The 24,769-nt window shown below is 64.9% G+C and carries 21 protein-coding genes, 1 tRNA gene and 4 pseudogenes; 16 read left to right on the forward strand and 10 right to left on the reverse strand.

From position 1 onward, the window contains the following. Nucleotides 1–15: 15 nt before the first annotated feature. From NHF48_RS19910 to NHF48_RS19920, 3 genes and pseudogenes are all read left to right on the forward strand, one after another. Nucleotides 16–399 (forward strand): annotated as a pseudogene (locus tag NHF48_RS19910) (magnesium chelatase subunit ChlI family protein); the annotation flags it as partial. 57 nt (nucleotides 400–456) lie between these two features. Continuing rightward, nucleotides 457–541 (forward strand) — tRNA-Leu (locus tag NHF48_RS19915). A 409-nt stretch (nucleotides 542–950) separates the two neighbouring features. After that, nucleotides 951–1,301: a cell wall hydrolase gene (locus NHF48_RS19920; RefSeq protein WP_253072492.1), complete on the forward strand. Its 351-nt coding sequence runs from the start codon at nucleotides 951–953 to the stop codon at nucleotides 1,299–1,301. Nucleotides 1,302–1,310: 9 nt separating this feature from the next. Here the strand turns inward: NHF48_RS19920 and NHF48_RS19925 are convergent, their stop codons facing one another. Beyond that, nucleotides 1,311–1,898, reverse strand: coding sequence for a DUF1989 domain-containing protein (locus tag NHF48_RS19925; RefSeq protein ID WP_253072091.1), 588 nt, complete (start codon nucleotides 1,896–1,898; stop codon nucleotides 1,311–1,313). Next, nucleotides 1,891–2,577, reverse strand: coding sequence for a guanitoxin biosynthesis heme-dependent pre-guanitoxin N-hydroxylase GntA (gntA, locus tag NHF48_RS19930; RefSeq protein ID WP_253072092.1), 687 nt, complete (start codon nucleotides 2,575–2,577; stop codon nucleotides 1,891–1,893). The genes NHF48_RS19925 and gntA overlap by 8 nt, the downstream gene beginning before the upstream one ends. A 131-nt stretch (nucleotides 2,578–2,708) precedes the next feature. Here gntA and NHF48_RS19935 point away from each other — a divergent pair, with 131 nt between their 5' ends. The 4 genes from NHF48_RS19935 (at nucleotide 2,709) to NHF48_RS19950 (ending at nucleotide 7,186) form a co-directional block, all read left to right on the forward strand. Continuing rightward, nucleotides 2,709–3,425 carry a Crp/Fnr family transcriptional regulator gene (locus tag NHF48_RS19935; RefSeq protein WP_253072093.1) on the forward strand — a complete coding sequence of 239 codons (717 nt, stop codon included), beginning with the start codon at nucleotides 2,709–2,711 and terminating at the stop codon, nucleotides 3,423–3,425. Between the two features lie 53 nt (nucleotides 3,426–3,478). Beyond that, on the forward strand, nucleotides 3,479–3,661 hold the full coding sequence (locus NHF48_RS19940; protein ID WP_342454695.1) for a hypothetical protein: 183 nt from the start codon (nucleotides 3,479–3,481) through the stop codon (nucleotides 3,659–3,661). Between the two features lie 142 nt (nucleotides 3,662–3,803). Then, nucleotides 3,804–5,897 carry a M3 family metallopeptidase gene (locus NHF48_RS19945; protein ID WP_253072094.1) on the forward strand — a complete coding sequence of 698 codons (2,094 nt, stop codon included), beginning with the start codon at nucleotides 3,804–3,806 and terminating at the stop codon, nucleotides 5,895–5,897. Beyond that, entirely contained in the window at nucleotides 5,897–7,186 is a 1,290-nt protein-coding gene (locus tag NHF48_RS19950) for an MFS transporter (RefSeq protein ID WP_253072095.1), read from the forward strand. Before NHF48_RS19945 ends, NHF48_RS19950 begins: the two co-directional genes overlap by 1 nt. Before the next feature lie 122 nt (nucleotides 7,187–7,308). Here the strand turns inward: NHF48_RS19950 and NHF48_RS19955 are convergent, their stop codons facing one another. From NHF48_RS19955 to NHF48_RS19975, 5 genes are all read right to left on the reverse strand, one after another. Next, nucleotides 7,309–8,655 (reverse strand): sensor histidine kinase, encoded by a 1,347-nt coding sequence (locus NHF48_RS19955; protein WP_253072096.1) that lies wholly within the window; start codon nucleotides 8,653–8,655, stop codon nucleotides 7,309–7,311. Nucleotides 8,656–8,665: 10 nt separating this feature from the next. Then, nucleotides 8,666–9,385, reverse strand: a complete 720-nt coding sequence (locus NHF48_RS19960) for a response regulator (RefSeq protein ID WP_056062218.1) — start codon at nucleotides 9,383–9,385, stop codon at nucleotides 8,666–8,668. 68 nt (nucleotides 9,386–9,453) lie between these two features. Continuing rightward, nucleotides 9,454–9,957: an EF-hand domain-containing protein gene (locus tag NHF48_RS19965; RefSeq protein ID WP_253072097.1), complete on the reverse strand. Its 504-nt coding sequence runs from the start codon at nucleotides 9,955–9,957 to the stop codon at nucleotides 9,454–9,456. 114 nt (nucleotides 9,958–10,071) lie between these two features. Then, nucleotides 10,072–10,848 carry a thioesterase family protein gene (locus tag NHF48_RS19970; RefSeq protein ID WP_253072098.1) on the reverse strand — a complete coding sequence of 259 codons (777 nt, stop codon included), beginning with the start codon at nucleotides 10,846–10,848 and terminating at the stop codon, nucleotides 10,072–10,074. Beyond that, the gene (locus tag NHF48_RS19975) at nucleotides 10,845–12,431 is read right to left on the reverse strand and encodes a class I adenylate-forming enzyme family protein (protein WP_253072099.1); all 1,587 of its coding nucleotides are present in this window, start codon (nucleotides 12,429–12,431) and stop codon (nucleotides 10,845–10,847) included. The genes NHF48_RS19970 and NHF48_RS19975 overlap by 4 nt, the downstream gene beginning before the upstream one ends. A gap of 74 nt (nucleotides 12,432–12,505) precedes the next feature. Here NHF48_RS19975 and NHF48_RS19980 point away from each other — a divergent pair, with 74 nt between their 5' ends. From NHF48_RS19980 to NHF48_RS19990, 3 genes are all read left to right on the forward strand, one after another. Then, a complete protein-coding gene (locus NHF48_RS19980; protein WP_253072100.1) occupies nucleotides 12,506–13,120 on the forward strand; it encodes a glutathione S-transferase family protein in 615 nt (204 codons plus the stop codon). Nucleotides 13,121–13,213: 93 nt separating this feature from the next. After that, the gene (locus NHF48_RS19985; RefSeq protein WP_253072101.1) at nucleotides 13,214–13,945 is read left to right on the forward strand and encodes a hypothetical protein; all 732 of its coding nucleotides are present in this window, start codon (nucleotides 13,214–13,216) and stop codon (nucleotides 13,943–13,945) included. A 663-nt stretch (nucleotides 13,946–14,608) separates the two neighbouring features. Further along, a complete protein-coding gene (locus tag NHF48_RS19990; RefSeq protein ID WP_253072102.1) occupies nucleotides 14,609–15,910 on the forward strand; it encodes a spinster family MFS transporter in 1,302 nt (433 codons plus the stop codon). A 40-nt stretch (nucleotides 15,911–15,950) separates the two neighbouring features. Here the strand turns inward: NHF48_RS19990 and NHF48_RS19995 are convergent, their stop codons facing one another. After that, nucleotides 15,951–16,412 (reverse strand): hypothetical protein, encoded by a 462-nt coding sequence (locus NHF48_RS19995; RefSeq protein ID WP_253072103.1) that lies wholly within the window; start codon nucleotides 16,410–16,412, stop codon nucleotides 15,951–15,953. 87 nt (nucleotides 16,413–16,499) lie between these two features. Next, on the reverse strand, nucleotides 16,500–17,744 hold the full coding sequence (locus tag NHF48_RS20000) for a TetR/AcrR family transcriptional regulator (RefSeq protein WP_253072104.1): 1,245 nt from the start codon (nucleotides 17,742–17,744) through the stop codon (nucleotides 16,500–16,502). 156 nt (nucleotides 17,745–17,900) lie between these two features. On the opposite strand from NHF48_RS20000, the gene NHF48_RS20005 reads away from it, so the two are divergent. From NHF48_RS20005 to NHF48_RS20030, 6 genes and pseudogenes are all read left to right on the forward strand, one after another. Then, on the forward strand, nucleotides 17,901–19,184 hold the full coding sequence (locus NHF48_RS20005; RefSeq protein WP_253072105.1) for an acyl-CoA dehydrogenase family protein: 1,284 nt from the start codon (nucleotides 17,901–17,903) through the stop codon (nucleotides 19,182–19,184). Nucleotides 19,185–19,372: 188 nt separating this feature from the next. Next, nucleotides 19,373–20,455 (forward strand): Zn-dependent alcohol dehydrogenase, encoded by a 1,083-nt coding sequence (locus tag NHF48_RS20010; protein WP_253072106.1) that lies wholly within the window; start codon nucleotides 19,373–19,375, stop codon nucleotides 20,453–20,455. 17 nt (nucleotides 20,456–20,472) lie between these two features. Next, a complete protein-coding gene (locus NHF48_RS20015) occupies nucleotides 20,473–21,516 on the forward strand; it encodes a phosphotransferase family protein (protein WP_253072494.1) in 1,044 nt (347 codons plus the stop codon). Between the two features lie 125 nt (nucleotides 21,517–21,641). Beyond that, a pseudogene (locus NHF48_RS20020) lies at nucleotides 21,642–22,407 on the forward strand (SDR family oxidoreductase). Nucleotides 22,408–22,422: 15 nt separating this feature from the next. Next, nucleotides 22,423–23,221, forward strand: a pseudogene (locus NHF48_RS20025) (SDR family NAD(P)-dependent oxidoreductase). Between the two features lie 119 nt (nucleotides 23,222–23,340). Beyond that, on the forward strand, nucleotides 23,341–23,955 hold the full coding sequence (locus NHF48_RS20030; protein WP_253072107.1) for a superoxide dismutase: 615 nt from the start codon (nucleotides 23,341–23,343) through the stop codon (nucleotides 23,953–23,955). A 120-nt stretch (nucleotides 23,956–24,075) separates the two neighbouring features. On the opposite strand, the pseudogene NHF48_RS20035 reads toward NHF48_RS20030, so the two are convergent. After that, nucleotides 24,076–24,660 (reverse strand): annotated as a pseudogene (locus NHF48_RS20035) (septation protein A); the annotation flags it as partial. Nucleotides 24,661–24,769: the final 109 nt, after the last annotated feature.

Consider the following 24,769-nt stretch of genomic DNA (forward strand, 5'->3'; position numbering starts at 1 on the left):
TTGAAAAGAGCCTCTTTGCTAGATCGAATCGATTTGCACATCGACGTTCAGGCCGTCAGCGCCGCCGACCTGATTCTCCCGCCGCCGACCGAAGGCTCCGCAGAAGTTTGCGCCCGCGTTGCCGCCGCACGTGCGATCCAGACGGATCGGTACCGCGACCACCCGGTACGCACGAACGCAGAGGCGGATGGCGCGCTGCTCGACGTCGTTGCCACGCCCGACGAAGCCGGTCGCAAACTCCTCGCCCAGGCCGCCGAAGCGATGCGTTTGACGGCGCGCGGCTACACCCGCATTCTCCGCGTCGCCCGCACCATCGCCGATCTCGCCGGCAGCGAAACAGTCGGCCGCATCCACATTGCCGAAGCGCTAAGCTACCGCCGCCAGCCGCCCCGCAACTAAAGGCGCAACTAAACCCGCTTGCGGCGGACGAAAGCTTCGTCTAGCCAACCCGCCGCTGCCCCTGTGGCGAAATTGGTAGACGCGACCGACTCAAAATCGGTTGCCGCAAGGCATGCTGGTTCGATTCCGGCCAGGGGCACCATCTTTTTCCGACGATCACCCCTCGACCTTCGGGACGAGTGGCACAGTGATCGTTTCCTTGCAAAAATTTCGCCGGTAAGGACGCGGGATGGCGAAGCGACCGGCCCGATATGTCTCATCGCGGCGGCGCAATCGATCCGGGCTGAGGCCATCGTCCGAGCATTGGCTTCTCCTGCTCGGCGCCGTGGTCGCGTTCGCGGCGATCTTCGGGTCGCTGACCGATCTGCCTTGGCCGACCGAAACCACCACGGATCACCGCAAGCCCCGGCTGACGATGGCACAGGCGCGCGCGTCCAATGCGCTGGTCCCGATCGTTGCCGACAAACGCAAGCGCGCGGAGCCGTTCCGGTTTCGCGGCGGTCCTGCGGCGCGCCTCCAGGCGACCGAATGCCTCGCCACCGTCGCGCTCTATGAGGCCGGCGCCGACCGTGACGGACAACGTGCAGTCATTCAGGTGGTGCTCAACCGGGTCGGCGCGCGCGGTTTCCCCCAAGACGGTCTGCGGGGTCGTCTATCAAGGTGCGAACCGCAAGACCGGGTGCCAGTTCTCCTTCACCTGCGACGGATCGCAGACCCGACGCCCCGAACACGACGGCTGGGAACAGGCGCGGCACGCGGCACGGCGGGCGATGGACGGCTACGTCTACGCACCGGTCGGCCGCGCAACCCACTACCACACCGACTGGCTGGTGCCGTACTGGCGTAGCTCGCTCGTCAAGGTTGCGACCGTCGAGTCGCACATCTTCTACCAGCGCCGTTAGCCAGTCCGTTCAATCGATCCGGTACTGGATCGGCTTGAAGCTGCCGCCATTGGATTGCAGCGCCGAACACGCGGTCATGCCGATGACGAGGTCCATCGCTGCGCGGAAGACGATCGTGTCGCCAGCCTTGCTCAGCGGCGGTTCGACCGTGAACGTGCCCGTTTCGCCATTGATCGGCACGTTCATGAAGCAGTTGAACGCGACCGGGATCTGGTCCGGCTCGATGTCCCAAGGCGCGAGCGCCTCAGCAAGATTGCCGAAGCAGCCGCGATGCGGATCGGTATCGCCGTAGATGATCGCGAAGGTTTCCTTCGAACACGGCGTTAGCAGGAAATCATGTCGCCCGACATCGTCCGAGACGATCTCCAGCATGACGTTGCTGCGGTTCGAATAGAGCAGGTCGCCGGTCGTCAGGTACAACCGGCTCGCATAATCGAGCGTCCGCCCCGACGAGATCGCTTCGCGAATGTCGGTACGGTTATAGGCGAGCAAGTCCGAAACCTGGCGACCCTCGGGATCGATTACCGTTAGCGTTTGTCCCTTGTCGAGTGTGAACCCGGCCCCCGAACGCGGCGGTATCGTCTTGATGTCAGCCACGTGCTTCGCCTCGCTTGAAGGGGCATTTCCAGGATTCGTCGACGACGCGTCCGCTATATTGTCGCGCTTCGCTCGATTCGCCGTGGCGCGCTAGCATCGGGTTCATCGAGCCCGCATATTCGAGATCGCGCGCGAGGATCGACGAACGCAACTTGTCGTAGCGTTGCTGGTCGCGCAGCACCTCGAACTGGTCGTGAAGATTGAACACCATTGCGGGCGACTCGAACTTCCGCGCTGGACGGCTCGCATTCGGATGCAGGCCGACCACGAAGAATGCCTCGCCTGCAAAGCTCAGCGAGAAATGCGGATCGTCGGGATCGCTGCTTACCGACGGGTCAGGGCGATAGCCGAGCCACTCGTCCTTGTCGCTAAGTGATTGAGCACGCGCCCAAAGATGGGCTTCGAACTCTTCTTCAGACAGCAAAGCAGGCGCTTCGAACAGAATGATGAGAGTCCGGAAGATCGCGCGATCCTCACGGTATTTGCGCACGGTCTCGCCGAGCGCCGGAGAAATTCTCATATCATCCCAAGCGGACCGCACGTCGCGGGCGACGAGAATGTCCATCTGCCCCTTGGCGAGCGCGGATTTTGCGCCGACGCAGGGGAATTGCGGCGCCTGCACAGTCTCGATGAAGTTGCGCGCGAGTGGGTGATCGTTCTGGAAAATTGGCTGGTACATGGTCGGGGAGGAACCCGCGAACCGCTGCAATGTTTCGCGTCCGACATAACCTTTGATATTGATCAGTACGAATCCCGATCTGTTCTTCTATCGCGGAGGGCGGTACGAGGCCGGGTGATAAAGGGGTGTCGATGATCTCGGAAAAATTCCTCATGGGCCGTGGTCGCCATGAGTTGAGCAACGAAGAAAAGCAGGTGCTGGAGGACGGCATCGAATCCGTGCGGCAGGTGCCCGGGCGCAAGCAGATCGTCCGGGCGGGCGACCTCATCGAGACGAGCACGCTGCTGATCGAGGGGTTCGTGTGTCGCTACATGGACGACCGCGAGGGTCAGCGTCAGCTGGTCGCCGTGCACGTACCGGGCGATTTCGTCGATCTACACGCATTCCCGATGAAGCGGCTCGATCACGACATCGCGACGCTGGGGCCGGTGAAGATCGCCTGCTTCGAACACCGCACGCTGCAGTCGATCACCGAGCGCTATCCGCATTTGACGCAGAAACTGTGGTTCAGCACGCTGCTCGATGCGGCGATGCACCGCGAGTGGATTTTCCGTCTGGGACGCCTTGGCGCGGAAGGCCGTATCGCGCATCTGTTCTGCGAATTGAACGCGCGGCTGGAAATGATCGGGATGGCGGCCGAGGGACGCTTTATACTGCCTATGACGCAGCCAGATCTGGCCGAGGCGACCGGGTTGACCGGCGTTCATGTGAACCGCGTGTTGAGAGCGCTTCGCGAGAAAAACCTGCTGACGTTCAAGGCAGGCGAGGTAAATATCGTGGATCATAAGGCACTTGCAGCCGTTGCTGAATTCGAACCACAATATCTCTACGGTTCCAGGGGTGAGTGACGGGTAGCCGGCGCGGGGCCCCTGGCAGGATTAACGGTCGGGGGAGTGAGACCATGATGACGCCGGAAACTATTGCAGGCATTGCCGCCGCCGAGAATGGGCTGGTGACGCTGGACGGCCTCGATGGCTTGGCGATCACCTTCACGCCGGAGGCCGCCGCTGAGACGGGGCGCAGGCTTATTGCGGCGGCGGAAGTCGCTGCGAGCCAGCCTTGCGACGATCGATCCGGCGACTGATCTTACGGCGCGTGCGACCAGCGCTACACGTTGATCAATGCGTACGCCTTCCGCTACGTAACTTTATCACTATGCTACCCGGTACATTGACCGGGAGATCCATGCGCAGTTTCTATACCTCGCCGCCAGCGCCGTTGCGCTGATGGCGTCTACGTCGATCGTCGCGCAGACGGGTGCGACGTCTTCGACACCCGCCGCGAACCCCTTGCTAGCTGACTGGACCGGTCCGCTGGGCGGAGTGCCGCCCTGGGACAAGGTTCGCCCCGAACTGTTCCCGCAGGCGTTCGAGACGACGCTCGCCGAACGGACCGCCGAATACCGCAAGATCGCCGACAATCCGGCCAAGCCGACCTTCGCCAACACGATCGTGCCGATGCAGTTGGCCGGCAAGCGCTACGGTCAGGTGATGACGCTGTTCGGCGTGATGACCGGCAACATGAACACCCCGGCGTATCAGAAGCTCGACCGCGAATGGTCGCCCAAATTCTCTGCGGCATCGGATGCGATCACGTTCGACAAGCCGCTGTTCGCGCGCATCCAGGCGATCTACGCCGCGCGCAACTCGAGCGGGTTGAACGCGCAGCAGATCCGGCTCGTGACGCGGATCTACGACAGCTATGTCCGGCAGGGCGCCAAGCTGACCGATGCGCAGAAGACGCAACTTTCGCAGTATAATCAGCAGCTCGCGACCGCGTTCTCGACGTTTGGCGAGAAGCTGCTCGCCGACGAGAGCACCGCCATCGCGGTCGGCGATGAAGCACAGCTCGCGGGTTTGCCCGATAGCGTGAAGGCGGTGGCCAAGGCCGCTGCGACCGAGCGGAAGCTGCCGGGCTTCGCGATCGTCAACACGCGCTCGGCGGTCGATCCCGTGCTGACCAACGCCACCGATCGCGCGCTGCGCGAGAAGGTATGGCGCGCATTCGTCAATCGTGGCGACAATAATGATGCGAACGACACGAACGCGACGATCTCGCAGATCGTCAAGCTACGCGCCGACCGCGCGCACCTCCTCGGGTTCAAGACGCATGCCGACTGGCGGATGCAGGACACGATGGCCAAGACGCCGGCCGCGGCGATGGACCTGATGATGCGCGTCTGGCCTGCCGCCAAGGCGCGCGTGGCCGAGGAAGTCGCGGACATGCAGAAGGTCGCCGGCACCTCGCTGACGATCGAGCCATGGGATTACCGCTTCTACCAGGAGAAGGTGCGCAAGGCGCGGTACGACCTCGATCAGGCGCAGCTGAAGCCGTATTTCGAGCTCGGCAACATCATCCAGGGTTCGCTCTATGCCGCCAACCGGCTGTACGGGCTGAACTTCAAGGAGATCACCGGCACCGTTCCCGTGTTCGAGCCCAACATGCGCGTGTGGAGCGTGACCGACAAGAACGGCAAGGACGTCGGGCTGTTCTACCGCGACGATTTCGCGCGGACCGGCAAGCGATCGGGCGCGTGGGCGAACACCTATCGTGGGCAACGTGGGCTCGCCCCGGCGCAGCTTGTGCTGTCGTCGAACAACAACAATTTCGCACGAGGTGCGCCCGGCGAGCCGATCCTGATCAGCCTCGACGATGCGCAAACGCTGTTCCACGAGTTCGGCCATGCGATCCACGCGATGCTCCAGAACGTCTATTATCCGGGGCTTGCCGGCACGCCGCGCGACTTCGTCGAATATCCGAGCCAGGTGAACGAGCATTGGCTGCTGACCCGCGACGTGCTCGACAAATATGCGCGGCATTATCAGACCAAGGCGGCGATGCCGCAGGCGTTGCTCGACAATATCGAACAGTCGAGCAAGTTCAACGAAGGCTTCAAGACCGCGGAATATCTGTCGTCGGCGATTGTCGACATGAAGATTCACACCGTGCCGGACGGCGTGATCGACCCCGACAAGTTCGAGGCCGCGACGCTCGCCGAGATCGGCATGCCGAAGCAGCTGGTGATGCGTCACCGCGTGCCGCAGTTCCAGCACCTGTTCGCGTCGGACAGCTATTCGGCGGGCTATTACAGCTACCTCTGGTCCGAGACGATGGACGCCGACACCTTCGCGGCGTTCGAGGAGGCGGGCAGTCCGTGGGACAAGCCGACCGCGGACAGGTTCGCCAAGATCCTGTTGTCGACCGGCAACGAGACCGATCGCGCCGAGGCGTATCGTGCGTTCCGGGGGCGTGATCCCGACGTGAACGCGCTGCTGAAGAAGCGCGGCTTTCCGACACAAGCTCCGCAGGGGACGAAGTAATGGCACCCGATCAGAAAACGCGCCTCAAGGCGATCATCGGTGGATCGACCGGCAACCTGGTCGAATGGTTCGACTGGTACGTCTATTCCGCCTTCACGCTGTATTTCGCGCCGCATTTCTTCCCGTCGACCGATCGCACCGCGCAGTTGCTCAGCACGGCGGCGGTCTTCGCGGTGGGCTTCCTGATGCGGCCGATCGGCGCGTGGATCATGGGCATCTATGCCGATCGCCACGGCCGCAAGGCGGGGCTGACGGTATCGGTCACGCTGATGTGCGCGGGCTCGCTCATCATCGCGTGCACGCCGGGATACGAGACGATCGGCGTCTTCGCACCGACGATGCTGGTGATCGCGCGGCTGATGCAGGGTCTGTCGGTCGGCGGCGAATATGGCGCGTCGGCGACATATCTGACCGAGATGGCGGGCAAGAACCGCCGCGGCTTCTTCTCGTCGTTCCAGTACGTCACGCTGATCTCGGGCCAGTTGCTCGCGATCTGCGTGCTGCTGATCCTGCAATCGACTATGAGCGAGGCGGCGCTCGATTCCTGGGGCTGGCGCATCCCGTTCGCGATCGGTGCCGTGCTCGCCGTGGTCGTGTTCTACATCCGTCGTGGCCTTGCCGAGACGCAGAGCTTCGAGAATGCCAAGGCCGATGCGGGCGACGGCAAGCCCAAGTCGGGCTTCATCCAGCTGATCACCAAGCATCCGCGCGAGACGATCACGGTGATGCTGCTGACCGCAGGTGGTACGCTCGCCTTCTACGCCTACTCGATCTACATGCAGAAGTTCCTGGTCAACACCAGCGGGTTCAGTCGCGAAGTGGCGAGCCAGATCAACGCCGCGACGCTGTTCGTGTTCATGTTGTTGCAGCCGATCGCGGGCGGGCTGTCGGACAAGATCGGGCGGAAACCGCTGATGGTCGGGTTCGGTATTGCCGGCGTGTTGTTCACCTATCCGATCTTCACCGCGCTGGAGACCGCGACCAACCCGATCTATGCCGGGTTGCTAGTGATGGCGGCGCTGGTGATCGTGACGGGCTACACGTCGATCAACGCGGTCGTGAAGGCGGAACTGTTCCCGGCGCACATCCGCGCGCTGGGCGTCGCCTTGCCCTATGCGCTGGCGAATACGTTGTTCGGCGGGACCGCCGAGTTCGTCGCGTTGAAGTTCAAGGGCGCGGGCTTCGAACGCGGCTTCTACTGGTATGTGACGGCGATGATCGCGGTGTCGCTGGTCGTGTACCTCCGCATGAAGGACACGCGGACGAACAGTCAGATCGTCGAGGATTGAGCCTCTGCTCCCTCTCCCCTGCGGGGGAGAGGGCTGGGGTGAGGGGGCTGTTCCAGGTGGTGTCCTGCTTGGCTGCCCCTCACCCCGACCCTCTCCCCCGGAGGGGAGAGGGAGCAGTTCAGTTAGCGCGGCAGCTCGATGATGGCATCGAGCCCACCAGCCGCGCGGTTGACCAGCCGAATCTCGCCACCAGCCTCCCGCACGATCGCGCGCGCCAAGGCCAGGCCCAGGCCGATCCCTCCAGTCTCCCGGTTCCGCGAACTCTCCAGCCGCGTGAACGCGTCGAACACGTCGCTCATCCGATCCTCCGGGATACCGGGTCCCTGATCCGCCACGATAATCCCAACGCAGCGCGGGTCAGCCTCGACCCGCACTTCCGCCGACACACCGTATTTGATCGCATTCTCGATCAAATTGCGCACCGCGCGGCGGATCAGCGAAGGGCGCAGATGCATCCGCAGCCGCTCCGTCTCGACGAAGCTGACGTCGCTGCCGATATCGCGGAAATCCTCGACAACCGCATCGACCAGCGCCGCTAGGTCGACGTCCGTCAGCGGTTCGCTTGGCCGCCCGAGCCGTGCCAGCGACAGGATGTCGTCGAGCGTCCGGTTCATCTCCGCCACCGTATCGATCATCCGCGCCCGATCGACATCGTCCTCGACCGACTCGATGCGCACTCGCAGCGCGGCCAGCGGCGTACGCAGGTCGTGGCCGATCGCGCCGAGCATCCGGTCCTTCTCGTCGAGCATCCCCGTCACGCGCAGCCTTAGCGCGTTGAACGCCGCGATCAGGGCGACGACATCGTCGGGCCCATGCGGCGGCATCGGCGCACCCGGATCGCCCGGCCGAAAGCTCTCCGCCGCGCGCCGCAAATCCTGAAGCGGGCGCGAAATCCGTCGGACGATCCACAACACGGGCAGCAGTACGATGATGTACAGGATCGCGGTCTGCGTCAGCACCGCGAGCAACAACCGCCAGCCGGGCTGCGGCCAAGGCGCGGTGATCGCCAGCCATCCGCGTCCGGGCTGCTCGATCGCGATCAGCAGCGTCGCGCCCTGCCGATCGCCGCGCCGCAGCCCGTCGCGGCGATGCGCGTCGCTCGTCTCGTCGGTGGCGGGGCGAAGGCCGGTATCGATCCGCCCGACCGTCAGTCCAAGATCGGCGAATTGCCGGCGCAGTTCGGTGGCGACCTCGGGATGGCGCTCGAACATCGCTGGCGGGATCGGATTGGCCGGCAAGCGGCGTACGCGGCCGCGGTCGGGGCTCAGCGGGCGGCCGCCATGCGCCTCGCGGTCCAGCGCGTCGGCGATCCGGGTCGCGACCGGCCGCGTCGCTTGGGCCAGGCGGAACTCGGACCGATCGTGGAGGATCATGCCGAAATTGATGACCTGTGCCACCAACAGCGCGAGCGCGATCAGCAATGCCATCTGGCCAGCGAGGCTGCGCGGCCAGGGCTTGAACCGCGTCATACGGACCGGATCACAGGCGCGTGACTTCGGCCGCCAACGTATACCCGCCGCCCCAGACCGTCTTGATCAACTCCGGCGTCTTCGCATCCGCCTCGATCTTGCGCCGCAACCGGCTGATCTGGTTATCGATCGCGCGGTCGAACGCTGCCGCCTCGCGCCCTTGGGTCAGGTCGAGCAACTGGTCGCGGGTCAGCACCTGGCGCGGGCGCGTCACCAGCGCGAGCAGCAGGTTGTACTCGCCGGTCGACAGCGGCACCGAGACGCCCTCGCGGTCGATCAGCGCACGCTCGCCCGATTTCAGCACCCAACCGGCGAACCCGTAGGAGCTGCTCTCCGGCGCATGCTGCCGCGAACCGCCCGCGGTCGCGCGCCGCAGCACCACTTTCACGCGCGTCGCGAGTTCGCGCGGCGAGAACGGCTTCACGACATAATCGTCTGCGCCCATCTCGAGCCCGACGATCCGGTCGGTCTCTTCGGCGCGCGCGGTCAGAAGGATCACCGGCACGTCGCTGGTCGCGGCGATGTGGCGGCACAGCGACAGTCCGTCCTCTCCTGGCATCATGATGTCGAGTATGACGAGATCGATCGCATATGCCGTCAGCCGAGTCCGCGCCGCCTCCGCATCGCCCGCCTGCGTGACGCGAAACCCCTGTTTGGTGAGGTACACGGCCAGCGGCTCGCGGATCGAGCGCTCGTCGTCGACGAGCAGCAAATGCGGCATATCTCCCATCGGGGCAGTGTCTAGCATGGCGGCTGTCCAGGGGAAGCACCGACGCCCGATGCTTCCCCTCATCCAATTTATTGAGCAGGTGCAGGTGCGGGCGGGGTTACGCCATCGCGGCGTTCGCGCCGGTCGACGTGGCGCATCTCGGCGGCGTTGGCGCGCTCGGTCGCGTCGATCGTGCCGTCGTGATTGGCGTCCATCCGGTCGAACCGCTTGAGCGCGCGTGCCTCGAACTCCTCGCGCGTCACGCTGCCGTCGCCGTTCGGGTCCATGCGGCGACCCATGCCGTCATGCTTGCGACCGCCCGGCGGCGGCACGGGGACGTCGCGACCGCTGGCAACCATCCGGTCATGCAACGCCTCGCGATAGGCGCGCATCTCGCCAGCCGTGATCCGGCCGTCATGATCGGTATCCATCTGCGCGAACCGCGCATCGGCCTGCGCGATCGCTTCCGCGCGCGTTGAAACGCGGTTGGCATCCTGACGCATCGGCGGAGGTGGCGTGGCGGGCGTCTGCGCGCCAACGGCGGACGTAACCGCGCTGGCGGCGAGCATCAGGGTGAGAACGGTCTTGCGCATGTCGGTCTCCGGCGAAGTGGGACGAATTCCCATCGAATGACCTTCGTTCTAAACCCCGGTTGTCGCAGGGTTTTGCCGCCCCCTCCACCAATGTGTCGCAAGATATGTCAGTGGTCAGGCGAAGATCGCGACACTCTGCATCTGTTCGGCGACCGGCGTGCCGTCCGCGTTCCAGATCGCCATCTGCTGGCTTGAACTGCCGTCCTTCGTGTAATCGGTGGTCGCGCGGAGCAGCCACCAGCCCTCGCGCGTCACCGGCTGCGGCCCCAGGATATTGAGCAGCCACGTCATCGAACTGAGCGGGGCGGGGCCGCCGAGCAGCTTCAACGCGGCGGGTGGCAGGCAATCGGCGACCGCGATCAGTTCGACCATCGGATCGAGCCCGTCACGCTCGGCGAGCCGCACCCAGCGCAACCATTCCGCCGGCCCGACGCTGTCGTCGCGGCGGTCGAGCAAGTCGAAGTTCCGCGAGAATGCCACCGCACTGTGGCCACGGAACGTCTGCGTCTCCGGCCCGGGCATCGGAAAGTCGGGCGCGCTGCCGCTCTGGTGATCGACTCGCGACGCGACCGCGCCCATGAACACGAAGGTCGCGCGCAGCCCAAGCCCGGCCTCGCTCTCGACATCCGCCTGGACGAACGCGGCGTTGCGCCCGCGCCGCAACCGGGTCGCGCGGATGACGATATCGCCCGACAGTGGCCCGATGAACGACACCTGCGCGGATCGCAGCGGCGGCAGGTCGACGTCCGACTTCTGCGCGGCATGCAGCGCGAGCGCGGCGGAGAAGCCGCCGTACGCAGTGCGGCCCTGCAACCAATTCTCGGGTACCGTCCCGCGCCAGCCGCCGTCGATCGGCTCGAGCGCGTCGATCGCCTGTTTGAGTCTCGTCATGCGGCCGCTCCCGCGAGCCGGTCGCGGAGTTCGCGCTTGAGGACTTTTCCGATCGCGCTGCGGGGCAGTTCGTCGGCTATATGAAGGGCGGACAGCCGTTGGGTCTTCCCGAGTTGGCCGTTCGCCCAGGCCAGGATGGAGGCGGCATCCTCGATTGCATCGGCCCGCGGGACGTAGAAGCCTACCGGCGTCTCACCCCATGCCTCGGATGACACGCCGATAACCGCGCAATCCGCGACTGCCGGGTGCCGCGCCAATACCGCCTCCAGGTCCGATGGATAGATATTGAAGCCGCCCGAGATGATGAGGTCCTTCTTCCGGTCCATCAGCGTCAGGAAACCGTCCTCGTCGAACCGTCCGACGTCGCCGTGGCGGATGTAGCGGTTGCCCTCTGCGTCATGCCATTCGGCGTCGCGCGTCGCCTCTGATCGGCCGTGATAGCCGTTCATCATCGCCGGGCTGCGGCCGACGACTTCGCCCATCTCGCCGGGCGCGACTTCGTTGCCGTCATCGTCAATCAGGCGAATCTCGTGGCCGGGCATCGGCTGGCCGACGGTGTGAAGCTTGGTCGGGTTGGCGGTTGCGTTGAGCGCGCAACTCGCGCCGCCCTCGGTCATCCCGTAGAACTCGACGAGCACCCCCGGCCAGCGTGCGACGACGTCGGCCTTCAGTGCGGCGGAGAAGGGTGCGCTGGTGCTGGTCTTGAAGCGGAACGTCGACAGGTCGAAGCTGTCGAAATCGGGCAGCGCCATGATCCGCTGATACTGCACCGGGACCAGCATCGTGTGCGTCGCGCGGTATCGCCGCGCGAGTTCGAGATAGGCGCGCGCATCGAACTTCCCCATCAGCACGACGGTACCGCCCCAGCCGAGCGTCGGCAGGAAGCTGACGAGCGTTGTGTTCGAATAGAGTGGCGTCGCAATCATCGTCACCGCGGTGTCGAACCCCGCCGCCGTGTTGCGGGAGACATGCGCCCAGCGCATCGCGTGGCTCTGGACGATACCCTTGGGCGTACCGGTCGTGCCCGAGGAGTAGATGATGTTGAACGGGTCTTCGGGGGCGATCGCGACGGGGGTTGGCTTGGCTTGGGAAGGAGCAAGCCAATCTGCAAAAGCCTGAAAAGAGTGTTCTCCCGCGAAGGCGGGAGCCCAGTCTGGGCTCCCGCCTTCGCGGGAGAACAAGATGGGGCGGGCTGAAAGCGTTTGCTCCTCTAACGCCCGCGCATTCTCCAAATCGAGAAACACCACCGGCGCCCCGCTATCCGCTATCATCGCCGCAATCGCAGCCGCCGTCGCGGACGGCGCGATCGGCGTCGCGACGCACCCCGCGCGTACCGCACCAAGGAATACCGCCGCATAGTCCGTCGTCGGCGCCGCGACGATCGCCACCGCGCTCCCCGGCGCGACCCCATCGCGCTGCAACGCCGCCGCGACCCGGTCCATCACCGCGTCAAGCGTCCGATGGTCGATGCTACCCCGCGCGTCGGCAACGGCAGTCCGATCACCGCGTTCCACCGCGTGCGCACGGATCAAATCGGGCAGGGTGGCAAAGCCCGTGGCGAGCATGTCTGCAGCGGTCGTCATGCGACGCATCGCTAGGCGAACGCGTCCGGCAATGCCATACGGTATATTCGAAAACCGATGTCGAGGAGACGCTCTTGCTGTTCTACGATAGCGCCTTGCCCGCGCCCAACCCGCGCCGCGTCCGCATCTTCCTCGCCGAAAAGCATGTCCGCGTGCCGATGGCCCAAATCTCGATTCCCAAGGCCGAGCACAAGGCGGAGCCGTTTCTCGCGGTCAATCCACTCGGCCAGACGCCCGCGCTCACGTTCGACGATGGCCGCGTGCTGACCGAGAGCGTCGCGATTTGTCGTTACTTCGAGATCCTCCATCCCGACCCGCCGATGTTCGGCCACGGCGCGCACAACATCGCCGAGATCGACATGTGGACGCGGCGGATCGAACTGCGGCTGATGACGCCGTTGTCGATGGTCTGGCTACACACGCATCCCTGGACCGCACGGATCGTCCAGCCGCAATATACCGAGTATGGCGAGAGCCAGCGCCCGCGCGTGCTCGCCGCGATGGCGGAGTTCGACCGCGCGCTCGCCGGTCGCGACTGGCTAGATGGTGAGCGCTACACGATCGCCGATATCGTCCTGCTCACGACGATCGACTTCGCCAAGTTCGTCGGCGTCGCGATGCCCGACGATCTCGAACATCTGAGGGCATGGCATGCCCGTGCTTCCGCCCGACCGAGTGCCCAAGCGTAACCGGCACAGTTAACCAACTCGTTTCACACGATAGAAGTCCTTCCTCGGCTATCTCCGGCGCGGGACAGACCGCGCCCGCAGGGGAGAAACCGAGTGCACAAGCTGATCGTCGTTGCGGCATTGTGCGCGCTACCCACCGCCATAGCCGCGCAGGACGCGCCGACGGATGCGGCGATCGTCGTGCCAGCGCATACCGAGATGGTATTGCGCCTGGACGAGGAGATCGCGTCGGATCGCGCACGCGTCGGGCAAACCGTCGCTGTATCGGTCGCGCGGGACGTGATTGTCGATGGCGCGGTGTTGATCCCGCGTGGGGCTCCCGGCGTCGGCGCGGTCACCTTCAGGACCGGCAAGGGCGCGTTCGGCAAATCCGGCAAGCTCGATATCGAACTGCGCTCGGTCGAAGTCGCTGGCCGCAGCGTGCCCGTCGTTGGTCGCTATCACGCCGCCGGTGATGGCCGGACCGGCGAGACGATCGGCACGATCATCGTCGGCGGTGTCGTCGCGGGTGCGTTCGTCACCGGGCACAACGCCGTGTTCGAGGAAGGGCGCCAGTTCACCGCGTTCACCGGCGAGGCGACCCGGATCGCGCGTCCAGCGATACGGATGGCCAGGTACGCACCGCCGATCCCGCCCGCTGCCGCGTCGTTCGCGCGAGGTCCGGCCCTGGTGTCGCCATCCTACGCGACCGTGGCCTATAGTCCACCGGCCGCGATGGCCGTGCCACCAGCCTACGTAGCCGACGGCAGTTTCGCTGAAAAATTGGCTGCCGCCCAACCCGTCCGCGGTGGCGATCCGCGGCTGGGGTGGACGATCAGCGACTAACGTCCGGCCTGCACCGCCGTCTGCCCGAGCAGCGGATTCTTCGCTTCGTCGGCGCTGGGCTTGATGCTGTCGTCGATTGCCTTGCCCTCTCGTACGCGGCGATCGCCGCCGGCGGAGCCGCAATCGCCTCGATCGTGAGGTCGGGCCCGGCTTCTTCTAGAAGCAGTGGGATCTCGTCGCGTTTGGCGGGGACCAATTAAATAAGTCAGTCTTCGGAATGCTCCAGCGATTGTGTTGCGTGGGAGGCGAGGCAGGGGCCGTGGCGGGCAAGCTGGACGTCACGAGGGATTCCATCCCTGGCGGGAGCGATAAGGAAAATACGCTTTGCAACGTCGCGAATCTATGCGAGGGGAGCCGCATACCCGGTATTCAGATTGCCCGGACGCTCCGCTCCACTGACGACGCGGAGACGAGCCCGGCCACGACGTTGGAGAGGGGATAAGGCGGAAGAGCGACCCAAACGAGGACGCATCTTCCGCCGTCCTTCTCACGAAACACTGGTAACGCCTTCAAACCCATAACACATTGCGTCGCAGCGGTAATGTCGCTCGTCATCCACACGCCGTTGGCTCGTCGCAGGTCGGCCAGGAATACAGCTTTAGCTTGTCTGGTACGCCTCAATTGACCTAGCCTAAGGCCTGTTTAGATTTCGAGGTATTGCCGATGGCCGCAGCGTATCAGTCCCATCCCGAGATCGCCGACGCATTGGCGATGAAGCGACGGGGCCTGACGCTCGCGCTGCTCACCTTCACCTATTTCTTCAGTTACATGGACCGCCAGATCCTCGCGATCCTGCTCGAGCGGATCAAGGCGGACCTGCTGCTGACCGATACGCAGCTCGGGCTGCTGTCCGGACTCGTGTTCGCGATCTTCTATGCGACGCTGGGCATTCCGGTCGCACGGCTGGCGGACCGGACCAGCCGTCGCAACATCATTGCCGCCAGCCTGACGATCTGGAGTGCGATGACCGCGCTGTGCGGGCTCGCGCAGAACTTCACGCAGCTGATGCTGTTCCGGATCGGCGTCGGCATCGGCGAGGCGGGGTCGAGCCCGCCAAGCCATTCGATCATCGCCGATCTGTACCCGCCCGAGAAGCGCGCGAGCGCGATGGCCTTGTATTCGCTCGGCGTGGTGCTTGGCGCGGGGTTCGGTACGCTGATCGGCGGCGTCGTCGCACACTCTTATGGTTGGCGGATTGCGATGATGACCGTCGGCCTGCCGGGGATCGTGCTCGCGCTGCTGGTGCGCCTGTTCATGGTCGAGCCCCGCCGCGGACTGTCCGACGCTGCACGTGCGGTGGCGACGCCGATGCCGAGCGTCGCCCAAGGGTTTGCGTCGATGTGGGCGAGTGCACCGGCGCGGCATCTGGTGGTCGGCGTGACGTTGACCTCGATGATCGGCTACGCGCTGACCGGCTGGGGACCTAGCTATATCCAGCGATCGCTGGGCATCTCGATGCTCGACATCTCGCGCTATATCGCGCTGCCGGGGGCGTTGTTCGGCGCGATCTCCGCGCTGGCCGGTGGCAAGATCGCCGACGTTCTGGCCAAGCGTCATGGCCTCCACGTCCAGGCCTGGGTCGTGCTGGCGATGAAGGGGCTGTCGCTGCCGTTCGCGCTGGCGTTCTACCTGATCGATGCGCCGGCGATCGCGATCGGCAGCTATTTCGTGTCACTGATTTTCGCCAATTCGTATCTCGGGCCGAGCTTCGCGTTGATCCAGCACCTTGCCCCGTTGCAGATCCGCGCGATGTGGGCGGCGATCACGCTGCTGGTGATCAACCTGGTCGGGCTGGGCCTGGGACCGACGCTGGTCGGGTGGTTGAGCGACCTGCTGAAGCCGGGGTTCGGGGAGGATTCACTACGCTATGCGCTGATCATCATTGTGTTGATGACGCCGTGGGCGCTGTTCCACTATTGGCGCGCGGGGGTGCTGCTCAAGCGTGACGAGGATGTCGAGAGGTGAATTGCCCGTCCGACATCCTGACCAGAATCACGATCCAGAATCACGAAGGGCGGCCTTCGTAACTTTGGTTCCGACTGCGGTCAGTATGACGGAGCTTGGGGGGGCAGGTGATGTATGCGTCGAGCGTAGGTTGACCGACGAGTCCGCCAGCATCCACGCCAGCGCCGTCTCGCGGTCGTCGAACACCGCCATATCGTCGCGCACCGAGGCGATCCGCTTCACCTGCAACCGCGCAAGCTTCCCCTCGGTATAGAGCGCCACCTTGCGGGACTTCAGGGGGCATCGTCACCGCGACTCGTTGCAGCATCGCGATCACTTCCTGCGGTTGGATGGCTGCCCGCGTAAAGTCGCACAACAGCATGTGGCGCTTGCCGGTCGCCAACACGCGTCGCGCCTCGCGTTCGAGATCGCGCAGGAAGTTTTCGACATGCTCGAGCGTCCAGAACCCCGAGGCTTCGACCTCGATGATTCCCGACCCGAGATCCGTAGTGATATTATGCATGCCGCCTCCGTTCGGAGGTCGCATCGGGTGCCACGGATTAACACGAGGTAAGAAAACCGTAACGGATGCGAACGCAACCGCAGGCGGTCAGGCCTTCGCGATCCGATCATCGAACAAGCCGTACATCAACGTCGAGGCATACATCGCGATCGCCCGCTCGCGCGGCATCGTCGAGGCCCATTTGCGCATGTCGAATGCAGCATTCTGAAGCGCCATCAACGCTTGAGCCGCGATCAGCGCATCGACCGCGCGGATCGAGCCTTCGCCGATGCCGTCCATCATCATCCCCGCATAGCGACGCGCGATGCCGTTCGAGCGATCGACCATCGCGTTGCGCACGCCGACCGGCAGGCCGCTCAGCGCGGTGGTGCGAAGCAACGGCCCGCGCTCGGCGAACTGCACGTCGAGCAGCGTCGCAACCGTGCTCGACAGCTTGTGCCAATAGGTGCCGCCTTCCGCCTCGCCACGGCTCTGCGCATCGGCGATCGTGTCGAAGCTACGGCGGTAGCACGCGATGACGAGGTCGTCCTTCGCATCGAGATGGTGGTAGAAACTGCCCTTGGTCACGTTCAGCTCGGACGCGATCTTCTGCACCGAGGCGCCGCGATAGCCGAGTTCGTTGATCAGGCGCGTCGCAGCGAGCAGGAACGCCTCGCGCCCCGGCTCCGCCTCGTCATGGCTGAGATCGAGCAGCTTCGGCGACCAGCGCGCGTCCTTGCCCGCGATGCCGTGCGCGAACACGTCCATCAGCCGTTCCTCGACACGCCCGTACTGATCTGGCTCGTACCGGGTCAGCCAGATCGGCAGCCAGAACGTGTTCTCGAGCAGCACGTGCGCACGCGCCCCATTAAGATCGGTCTGCGCGCGCGACGAAGTCGGCCCCCACAACAGCCGCGTGCGACGGAATACCTCGCGCCAGCCCGCCATCAGCCGGCCGCGCATCGGCTCCTCGGTCGCGCGCAGATCGGAGAGGACCGCGAACGCCTTCTCCTCGCCGCGCTGGATCCGCCCGAGCCGGTCCATGTTGAGCGCGAGATAGCGCCGAACGCGGTCCTCCGGCGTTGCTTCTTCGGCCGCGACGTCGAGCATCGCGATCAGCGATTCGAGCGTGTTCTCGAACGCCGCCGCCGCGAGGTCTTCCTTGCGCTTGAAATAATAGGTAACGCTGGTCGTGTTGAGCCCGACGCGCCGCGCCACGTCCGCGAACGTCATGCCCTTGGCACTCTGCTCGTTGATCGCTTCTGCCGCCGCGGCGAGGATCGCGTCACGCTTCGCACGGAAGCGCTTGGTCCCCTGTTCGCTATCGTCGCTGGCCTCTGCCGGAACCTTCATCGAAACACCCTATCAGCTTCGATTTGAAGATACAGTGCTTTTTAGGCGCTTTCAGGGCGGACTTGAAAACATGCTTTCCGGAGTGCGTCACACGCTTTACCGAATGTGCGGTATGGTCTACCCCGCCTCAAAAGCGACGACGAACGGAGAGCCCGCATGGATTTCACGCTGAGCGAACGAGAGACGCATTTCCGCGATCGGGTCCGGGATTTCATCGACCAGAATATTCGCCCGCGACAAGCCGATTACGACCAGCAGGCGCATGAAGGCGAGCGCTGGAAGGTCATCCCGGTGATCGAGGAGATGAAGGAGAAGGCCAAGGCTGCCGGGCTCTGGAATTTCTTCATGCCGCCGCATTCCGGCCAGACGCACGTCGACGATTCGTTCGAGTTCGAAGGTACGCAACTCACCAATCTCGAATATGCGTTATGCGCGGAAGAGATGGGCAAGGTCGGCTGGGCGAGCGAGTGCTTCAACTGTTCGGCGCCCGATACCGGCAACATGGAGGTGTTTCACCGCTATGGCACGCGCGAGCAGAAGGAGGGGTATCTCGGCCCGCTGATGCGCGGCGAGATCCGCTCGGCGTTCCTGATGACCGAGCCCGCGGTGGCCTCGTCGGACGCGACCAACATCGAGACGTCGATGGTGCGCGACGGCGATCACTACGTCATCAATGGCACCAAATGGTGGTCGAGCGGCGTGGGCGATCCGCGCTGCAAGATCGCGATCGTGATGGGCAAGACGTCGTTCGAGGGATCGCGGCACCAGCAGCAGAGCCAGATCCTCGTGCCGATGGATACGCCCGGCGTGACGATCAAGCGGATGCTCTCCGTCTATGGCTATGACCACGCGCCGCACGGGCATGGTGAGGTCGTGCTGGAGAACGTCCGCGTGCCGGTCGAGAACGTGCTGCTCGGCGAGGGGCGCGGGTTCGAGATCGCGCAGGGGCGGCTTGGGCCGGGCCGCATCCATCACTGCATGCGCACCATCGGCGTTGCCGAGACTGCGATCGAGGCGATGGCGCGGCGGCTGCTCGACCGGGTCGCGTTCGGCAAGCGGATCGCCGACTTCTCGGTCTGGGAAGAGCGGATCGCGACCGCCCGGATCGACATCGAGATGACTCGTTTGCTCTGCCTTAAGGCGGCGGACATGATGGACAAGGCGGGTAACAAATCCGCGCAGATCGAGATCTCGATGATCAAGGTCGCCGCGCCGAACATGGCGCTCAGGATCCTCGACGATGCGATCCAGGCGCATGGCGGCGGCGGCGTCTCCGGTGATTTCCGGTTGGCGCACGACTGGGCGGCGATGCGGACGCTGCGGTTCGCGGATGGCCCTGACGAGGTCCACAACCGATCGATCGCACGCAACGAGTTCGGGAAATACGGCGACTTCCGCAAGGGCGGCGTGTCCAGCGGGGATGTCGGGGTGCGCCGGTAAACCCCGGTAGCATCTCACTCCCGTTCGTCCCGAGTAGGCATCGAGCTTGTCGAGATGACGTATCGAAGGACCTCTAGCCGCGAGGCGGTCCTTCGATACGGGTTCTCGACTTCGCTCGACCCCTACTCGGGACGAACGGCGATATTTGTAACGGTGTTTTTCACGGCAGTGTTTCCGGAGCTAAGTGCATGAAAGCCGCAGTCCTTTTCGAAGCCAACACCCCGCTCAGCATCGAGGATGTCACCATCTCGAAGCCGACCGCGCACGAGGTGCTGATCCGCACGGTCGCGGTCGGCGTGTGCCGGTCCGACCTGCATTTCGTCGACGGCGCCTATCCGCATGCGATGCCGACGATTCCGGGCCACGAAGCCTGCGGCGTGGTCGAGGCGGTCGGCGATGAAGTGCGCGGCGTGAAGGTCGGCGACCATGTCGTGACCTGCCTCTCGGCCTTCTGCGGTCAGTGCGAATTCTGCGTTACCGGCCGGATGTCGCTGTGCATCGATGCCAGCGTACGTCGTCCCAAGGCCGCCGCGCCGCGGCTCATGCTCGGCGACCGACCGATCGCGCAGATGCTAAACCTCAGCGCCTATGCCGAGATGATGCTGGTCCACGAACACGCGTGCGTCGCGATCGACCGCGACATGCCGATGGACCGTGCGGCGCTGCTCGGCTGCGCGATTACCACCGGGGCAGGGGCGGTGTTCAACACCACGGATGTGACGCCGGGCGAGACGGTGTGCGTGGTCGGCTGTGGCGGCATCGGGTTGGCGGCAGTCAACGCGGCGAAGATCGCCGGTGCTGGGAAGATCATCGCGCTCGATCCGGTCCCCGAGAAGCGCGCGATGGCCGAGAAGCTCGGCGCCACGCACAGCATCGACGCGCTGTCCGACACCGCCGCGGACGAGGTCGTCGCGATCACCAAGGGCGGCGTGCATCACGCGATCGAGGCGGTCGGCCGCGCGCAATCGGCGGCGACCGCGGTCAAGGTCCTGCGTCGCGGGGGCACCGCGACGATCCTCGGGATGATGCCGCTTGGCGAGAAGGTCGGACTGTCGGCGATGGACCTGCTTTCGGGCAAACGGTTGCAGGGCGGGTTCATGGGCTCGAACCGGTTCCCGGTCGATATCCCGCGGCTGGTCGATTTCTACATGCGCGGGTTGCTCGATCTCGACACGATCATCGCCGACCGGATGCCGCTGGAGCGCATCAACGACGCGTTCGACGAACTCCGCCGCGGCGATACGACCCGTAGCGTGATCACCTTCTCGTGAGCGACTCATCCACCAGCATGGTCGGCACGATCGAAGTCGGCGACAAGGACCGTCTCAACCTCGACACGCTTGGCGCGTGGATGACTGCCAACGTCCCCGGCTATGCCGGTCCGCTGACCTACGCGAAGTTCGCTGGCGGCCAGTCGAACCCGACCTATCGGCTCGACACGCCGGAGCGCGCGTACGTGTTGCGCCGGAAACCGTTCGGCCCGATCCTGCCGAGCGCGCACGCCGTCGACCGCGAATACCGCGTGATTGCGGGCCTCCATCCGACCGGCTTCCCGGTGCCTCGGCCCTACGGCCTGTGCGAGGACGCGGCGATCATCGGTTCGGCGTTTTACGTCATGGAGATGGTCGAGGGCCGGACGATCTGGGACGGCGCGATGCCGGATGCGACGCCCGCCGAGCGTACTGCGCATTACGAGGCGATGGTCGACACGCTCGCCGCGCTCCACAACACCGATTACGCGGCGGCGGGGCTCGGCGAGTACGGCAAGCCCGGCAATTATTTCGAGCGCCAGGTAGGCCGCTGGACCAAGCAATATCGTGCCGCCGAGACCGAGCATATGGACTCGGTCGAGCGCCTGATCGAATGGCTGCCGCGGACGCTGCCCGAGCAGACGCGCACCTCGATCGTCCACGGCGACTACCGGATCGACAACATGATCTTCGCGCCGTCCGAGCCCAAGGTCATCGCGGTGCTCGACTGGGAATTGTCGACGCTCGGCGATCCGCTGGCGGACTTCTCGTATCTGCTGATGAGTTGGGTGACTGAACCCGAAGGACGCTCGGGCGTACTCGGTATGACCGGTCCCGACACCGGGATCCCCACGATCGAACAGGTCGTCGAACGCTATTGCGCCGCCACCGGCCGCGACGGCGTCCCAGATCTGAACTGGTATTTCGCCTACAACCTCTTCCGGCTGACCGGCATCGTCCAGGGCATCAAGAAGCGCATCATCGACGGCACCGCGTCGAGTGCGCAGGCGGAGAAGACCGTCGCGAAGATCCATGGGTTGACGGATGCGGCCTGGGGGTTTGCGGTGAAGGCTGGGGCCTGATTCATCCCCCCTCCCGCAAGCGGGAGGGGGCTAGAGTGGGCTCGCGCTCGCCATAACCGATACCGTGTGTGGCTGGCCGGGGGCCCACCCCCGACCCCCCCGCATGCGGGAGGGGAGAAGCAAGAATGTCGCAATTCGACCTGACCGGCATGGTCGCCATCGTCACCGGCTCCTCGCGTGGGATCGGCTTGGCTTCCGCACGCGAACTGGCTGAGCACGGCGCGAAGATCGTGATCTCCAGCCGCAAGCAGGACGCATGCGACACCGTCGCGGCGGAGCTCAACGCCCGATACGGTGACGGCACCGCGATCGCGGTCGCCGCCAACATCTCCGACAAGGCTGGCCTCCAGCACCTCGTCGACCAGACCCGCGCCAAGTTCGGCCGCATCGACATCCTCGTCTGCAATGCCGCCTCGAACCCCTATTACGGCCCCCCAGGCCGGCATCGCCGACGACCAGTTCCGGAAGATCCTCGACAACAACATCGTCTCCAACCACTGGCTGATCCAGATGGTCGCGCCCGAGATGCTGGAGCGCCGCAGCGGCAGCATCATCATCATATCCTCGATCGGCGGCCTGCGCGGCTCACCCGTGATTGGCGCCTATTGCATCAGCAAGGCCGCCGACATGCAGCTCGCGCGCAACCTCGCCGTCGAGTTCGGTCCGTCGAACGTCCGCGTGAACTGCATCGCCCCCGGCCTGATCAAGACCGACTTCGCCCGCGCCTTGTGGGAAGATCCGCAGCGGATCGAGGCCGCGAACACCAGTGTGCCGCTCCGCCGGATCGGTGAGCCGGAAGAGATCGCCGGCGCGGTCGTCTTCCTGGCGTCGTCGGCGAGCAATTTCATAACCGGCCAGACCATGGTCATCGACGGCGGCGTCACGATCTAACCGAAGGACCATGCGATGCGCTTTACCGACAAATCGATCATCGTCACCGGCGCAGGCTCCGGCATCGGCCGTGCCGCCGCGCTCCTGTTCGCGAGCGAAGGGGGCAAGGTCATCGTCGCCGACAAGACCGAGGGCGCGGACGAAACCGCACACCTGATCACGCAGGCCGGCGGCACGGCAAAGGCGATCCGCATCGACGCCGGGCTCGAAGAGGACGTGATCCGCACGATCGCGCTCGCCTGCGACAGCTTCGGCGGGCTCGACGTGATGTTCGCCAATGCGGGGATCTCGGGCGGCATGGCGAACCTGTTCGACACCGACGTCGCGCTCATCACCGAGGTGTTGCGCGTCAACCTGATCGGTCCGTTCCTCGCGATCAAGCACGCTGCGCCGCGGATCGCCGAGCGAGGGAAGGGCGCGATCGTCCTCACGGCCAGCGTCGCCGGCATCCGTTCCGGCGCCGGCTCGCCCGCATATTCGGCGTCGAAAGCCGGCGTCATCAACCTCGCTGCCGTCTCTGCGCAACAACTCACCGGCTCGAACGTCCGCGTTAACGCGATCTGCCCTGGCCTCACCGAGACCGGCATGACGAAGCCCGTGTTCGACTACGCACGCGAGGCGAACAAGATGGAGCGCGTCGGCCGCCTCAACCCGCTCCACCGCGGCGCGCAGCCCGAGGAGCTCGCCAAGGTCGCGCTGTTCCTGGCCTCGGACGACGCCAGCTACGTCAACGGCCAGGCGATCGCGGTCGACGGGGGGCCTCTCGTCCAGCCATCCCGTGACCCGGCAGGAATACGGCAAGACCGCCGCCTGACCGATGATGCTGTCGGGTCGCGGCGTTTCAGCCGCTGGATACGCTTGCGCAACGACTTTTGCGGGACCATTTGCGACGTGCGGACGTTGAGCGTCCGACCCCATAAAGGAGAACCCCCCATGGCTTTCGAACTCCCACCGCTGCCGTATGCCTATGACGCGCTCGAGCCGGTGATCGACCAGGAAACGATGAAGTTTCACCACGACAAGCACCACGCGGCGTACACCGCGAAGCTGAACGAAGGCGTCGAGAAGGACTCCGCGCTGGCGGGCAAGTCGATCGAGGACATCCTCGGCATGATCTCGTCGCAGCCGCCGCTGGTCCGCAACAATGGCGGCGGTTTCTGGAACCACGACTTCTTCTGGAAGACGATGGCGGCCAAGAACGGCCAGGCACCGTCGGGCAAGCTCGCCGAGGCGATCGATCGCGACTTCGGTAGCCTCGACAAGCTGAAGGAAGAGTTCAACACCAGGGGTGCGGGGCAGTTCGGCTCGGGCTGGGCTTGGCTGATCGCGGATGCGAGCGGCAAGCTGAAGGTGACGAGCACGCCGAACCAGGACAACCCGTTGATGGACGACGCCAAGGAGCCCGGCACGCCGTTGCTCGGTAACGACGTGTGGGAGCACGCGTATTACCTGACGTACAAGAACGACCGTCCGGGCTATCTGAAGGCGTGGTGGGACATCGTGAACTGGGACGTCGTGGCTGAGCGCTACGCGAAGGTTGCGGGCTGACCTGAATTCCCCTCCCGCTCGCGGGAGGGGGCTAGGGGAGGGCGCGACGTACGTACCGGCGTCCGGTATGATCGGTCAGGCCCTCCCCCGACCCCTCCCGTGAACGGGAGGGGGAGTAGATTACCCTTCGGGCGGCAGGTCGGTCACGGCTTTGTCGCCCGTTTGCAATCCGTGCTTCAGCAGCATCGGGATGTTGGCGAACGCGAAGAGCAGCGTCAGCGGGATCGCGCCCCACAGCTTGAAGCCGACCCAGAAGTCCCAGGTCGTGTTGCGCCATACGGCCTCGTTCAGCACCGCCATGAACACGAAGAACACCGCCCAGTTGCGCGTCAGCTTGCGCCAGCCTTCCGCGGACAGGCCGGGGTAAGCGGTGGCGAGCAGCGACTGGAGCAGTGGTCGCCCGGTGACGAGCCCGAACGTCAGGATCGCAGCGAACATCGCGTAGATGATCGTCGGCTTCATCTGGATGAAGCGCTGATCGTGGAAATAGATCGTCAGCCCGCCGAACACGACGATCAGCGCGCCCGACAGCCACAGCATCGGCGAGATATGGCCGGTCTTGAGCTTCGACACGATCATCGCGGCGATCGTGGCGATGATGAACGCGGTGGTCGCAGCGACGACGCGGACGATCGGCAGGCCGGGCGTGAGGAAGTTCACCGCGAAGAAGATCGCGAGCGGGCCGTAGTCGACCGCCATGCGGACGCCGGGGGATAGGGGGCTTGGTTGGGGTCACTGGGTTTTCGCTTCCTGGGGGCGGGTGCGTGCGGGCATGTACCTCGATACAGGCCCTCGACAAGCTCGATCCTTACTC

Origin of the sequence: Sphingomonas sp. H160509, assembly GCF_024124765.2 — a bacterium.
Taxonomy (GTDB): Bacteria; Pseudomonadota; Alphaproteobacteria; order Sphingomonadales; family Sphingomonadaceae; genus Sphingomonas.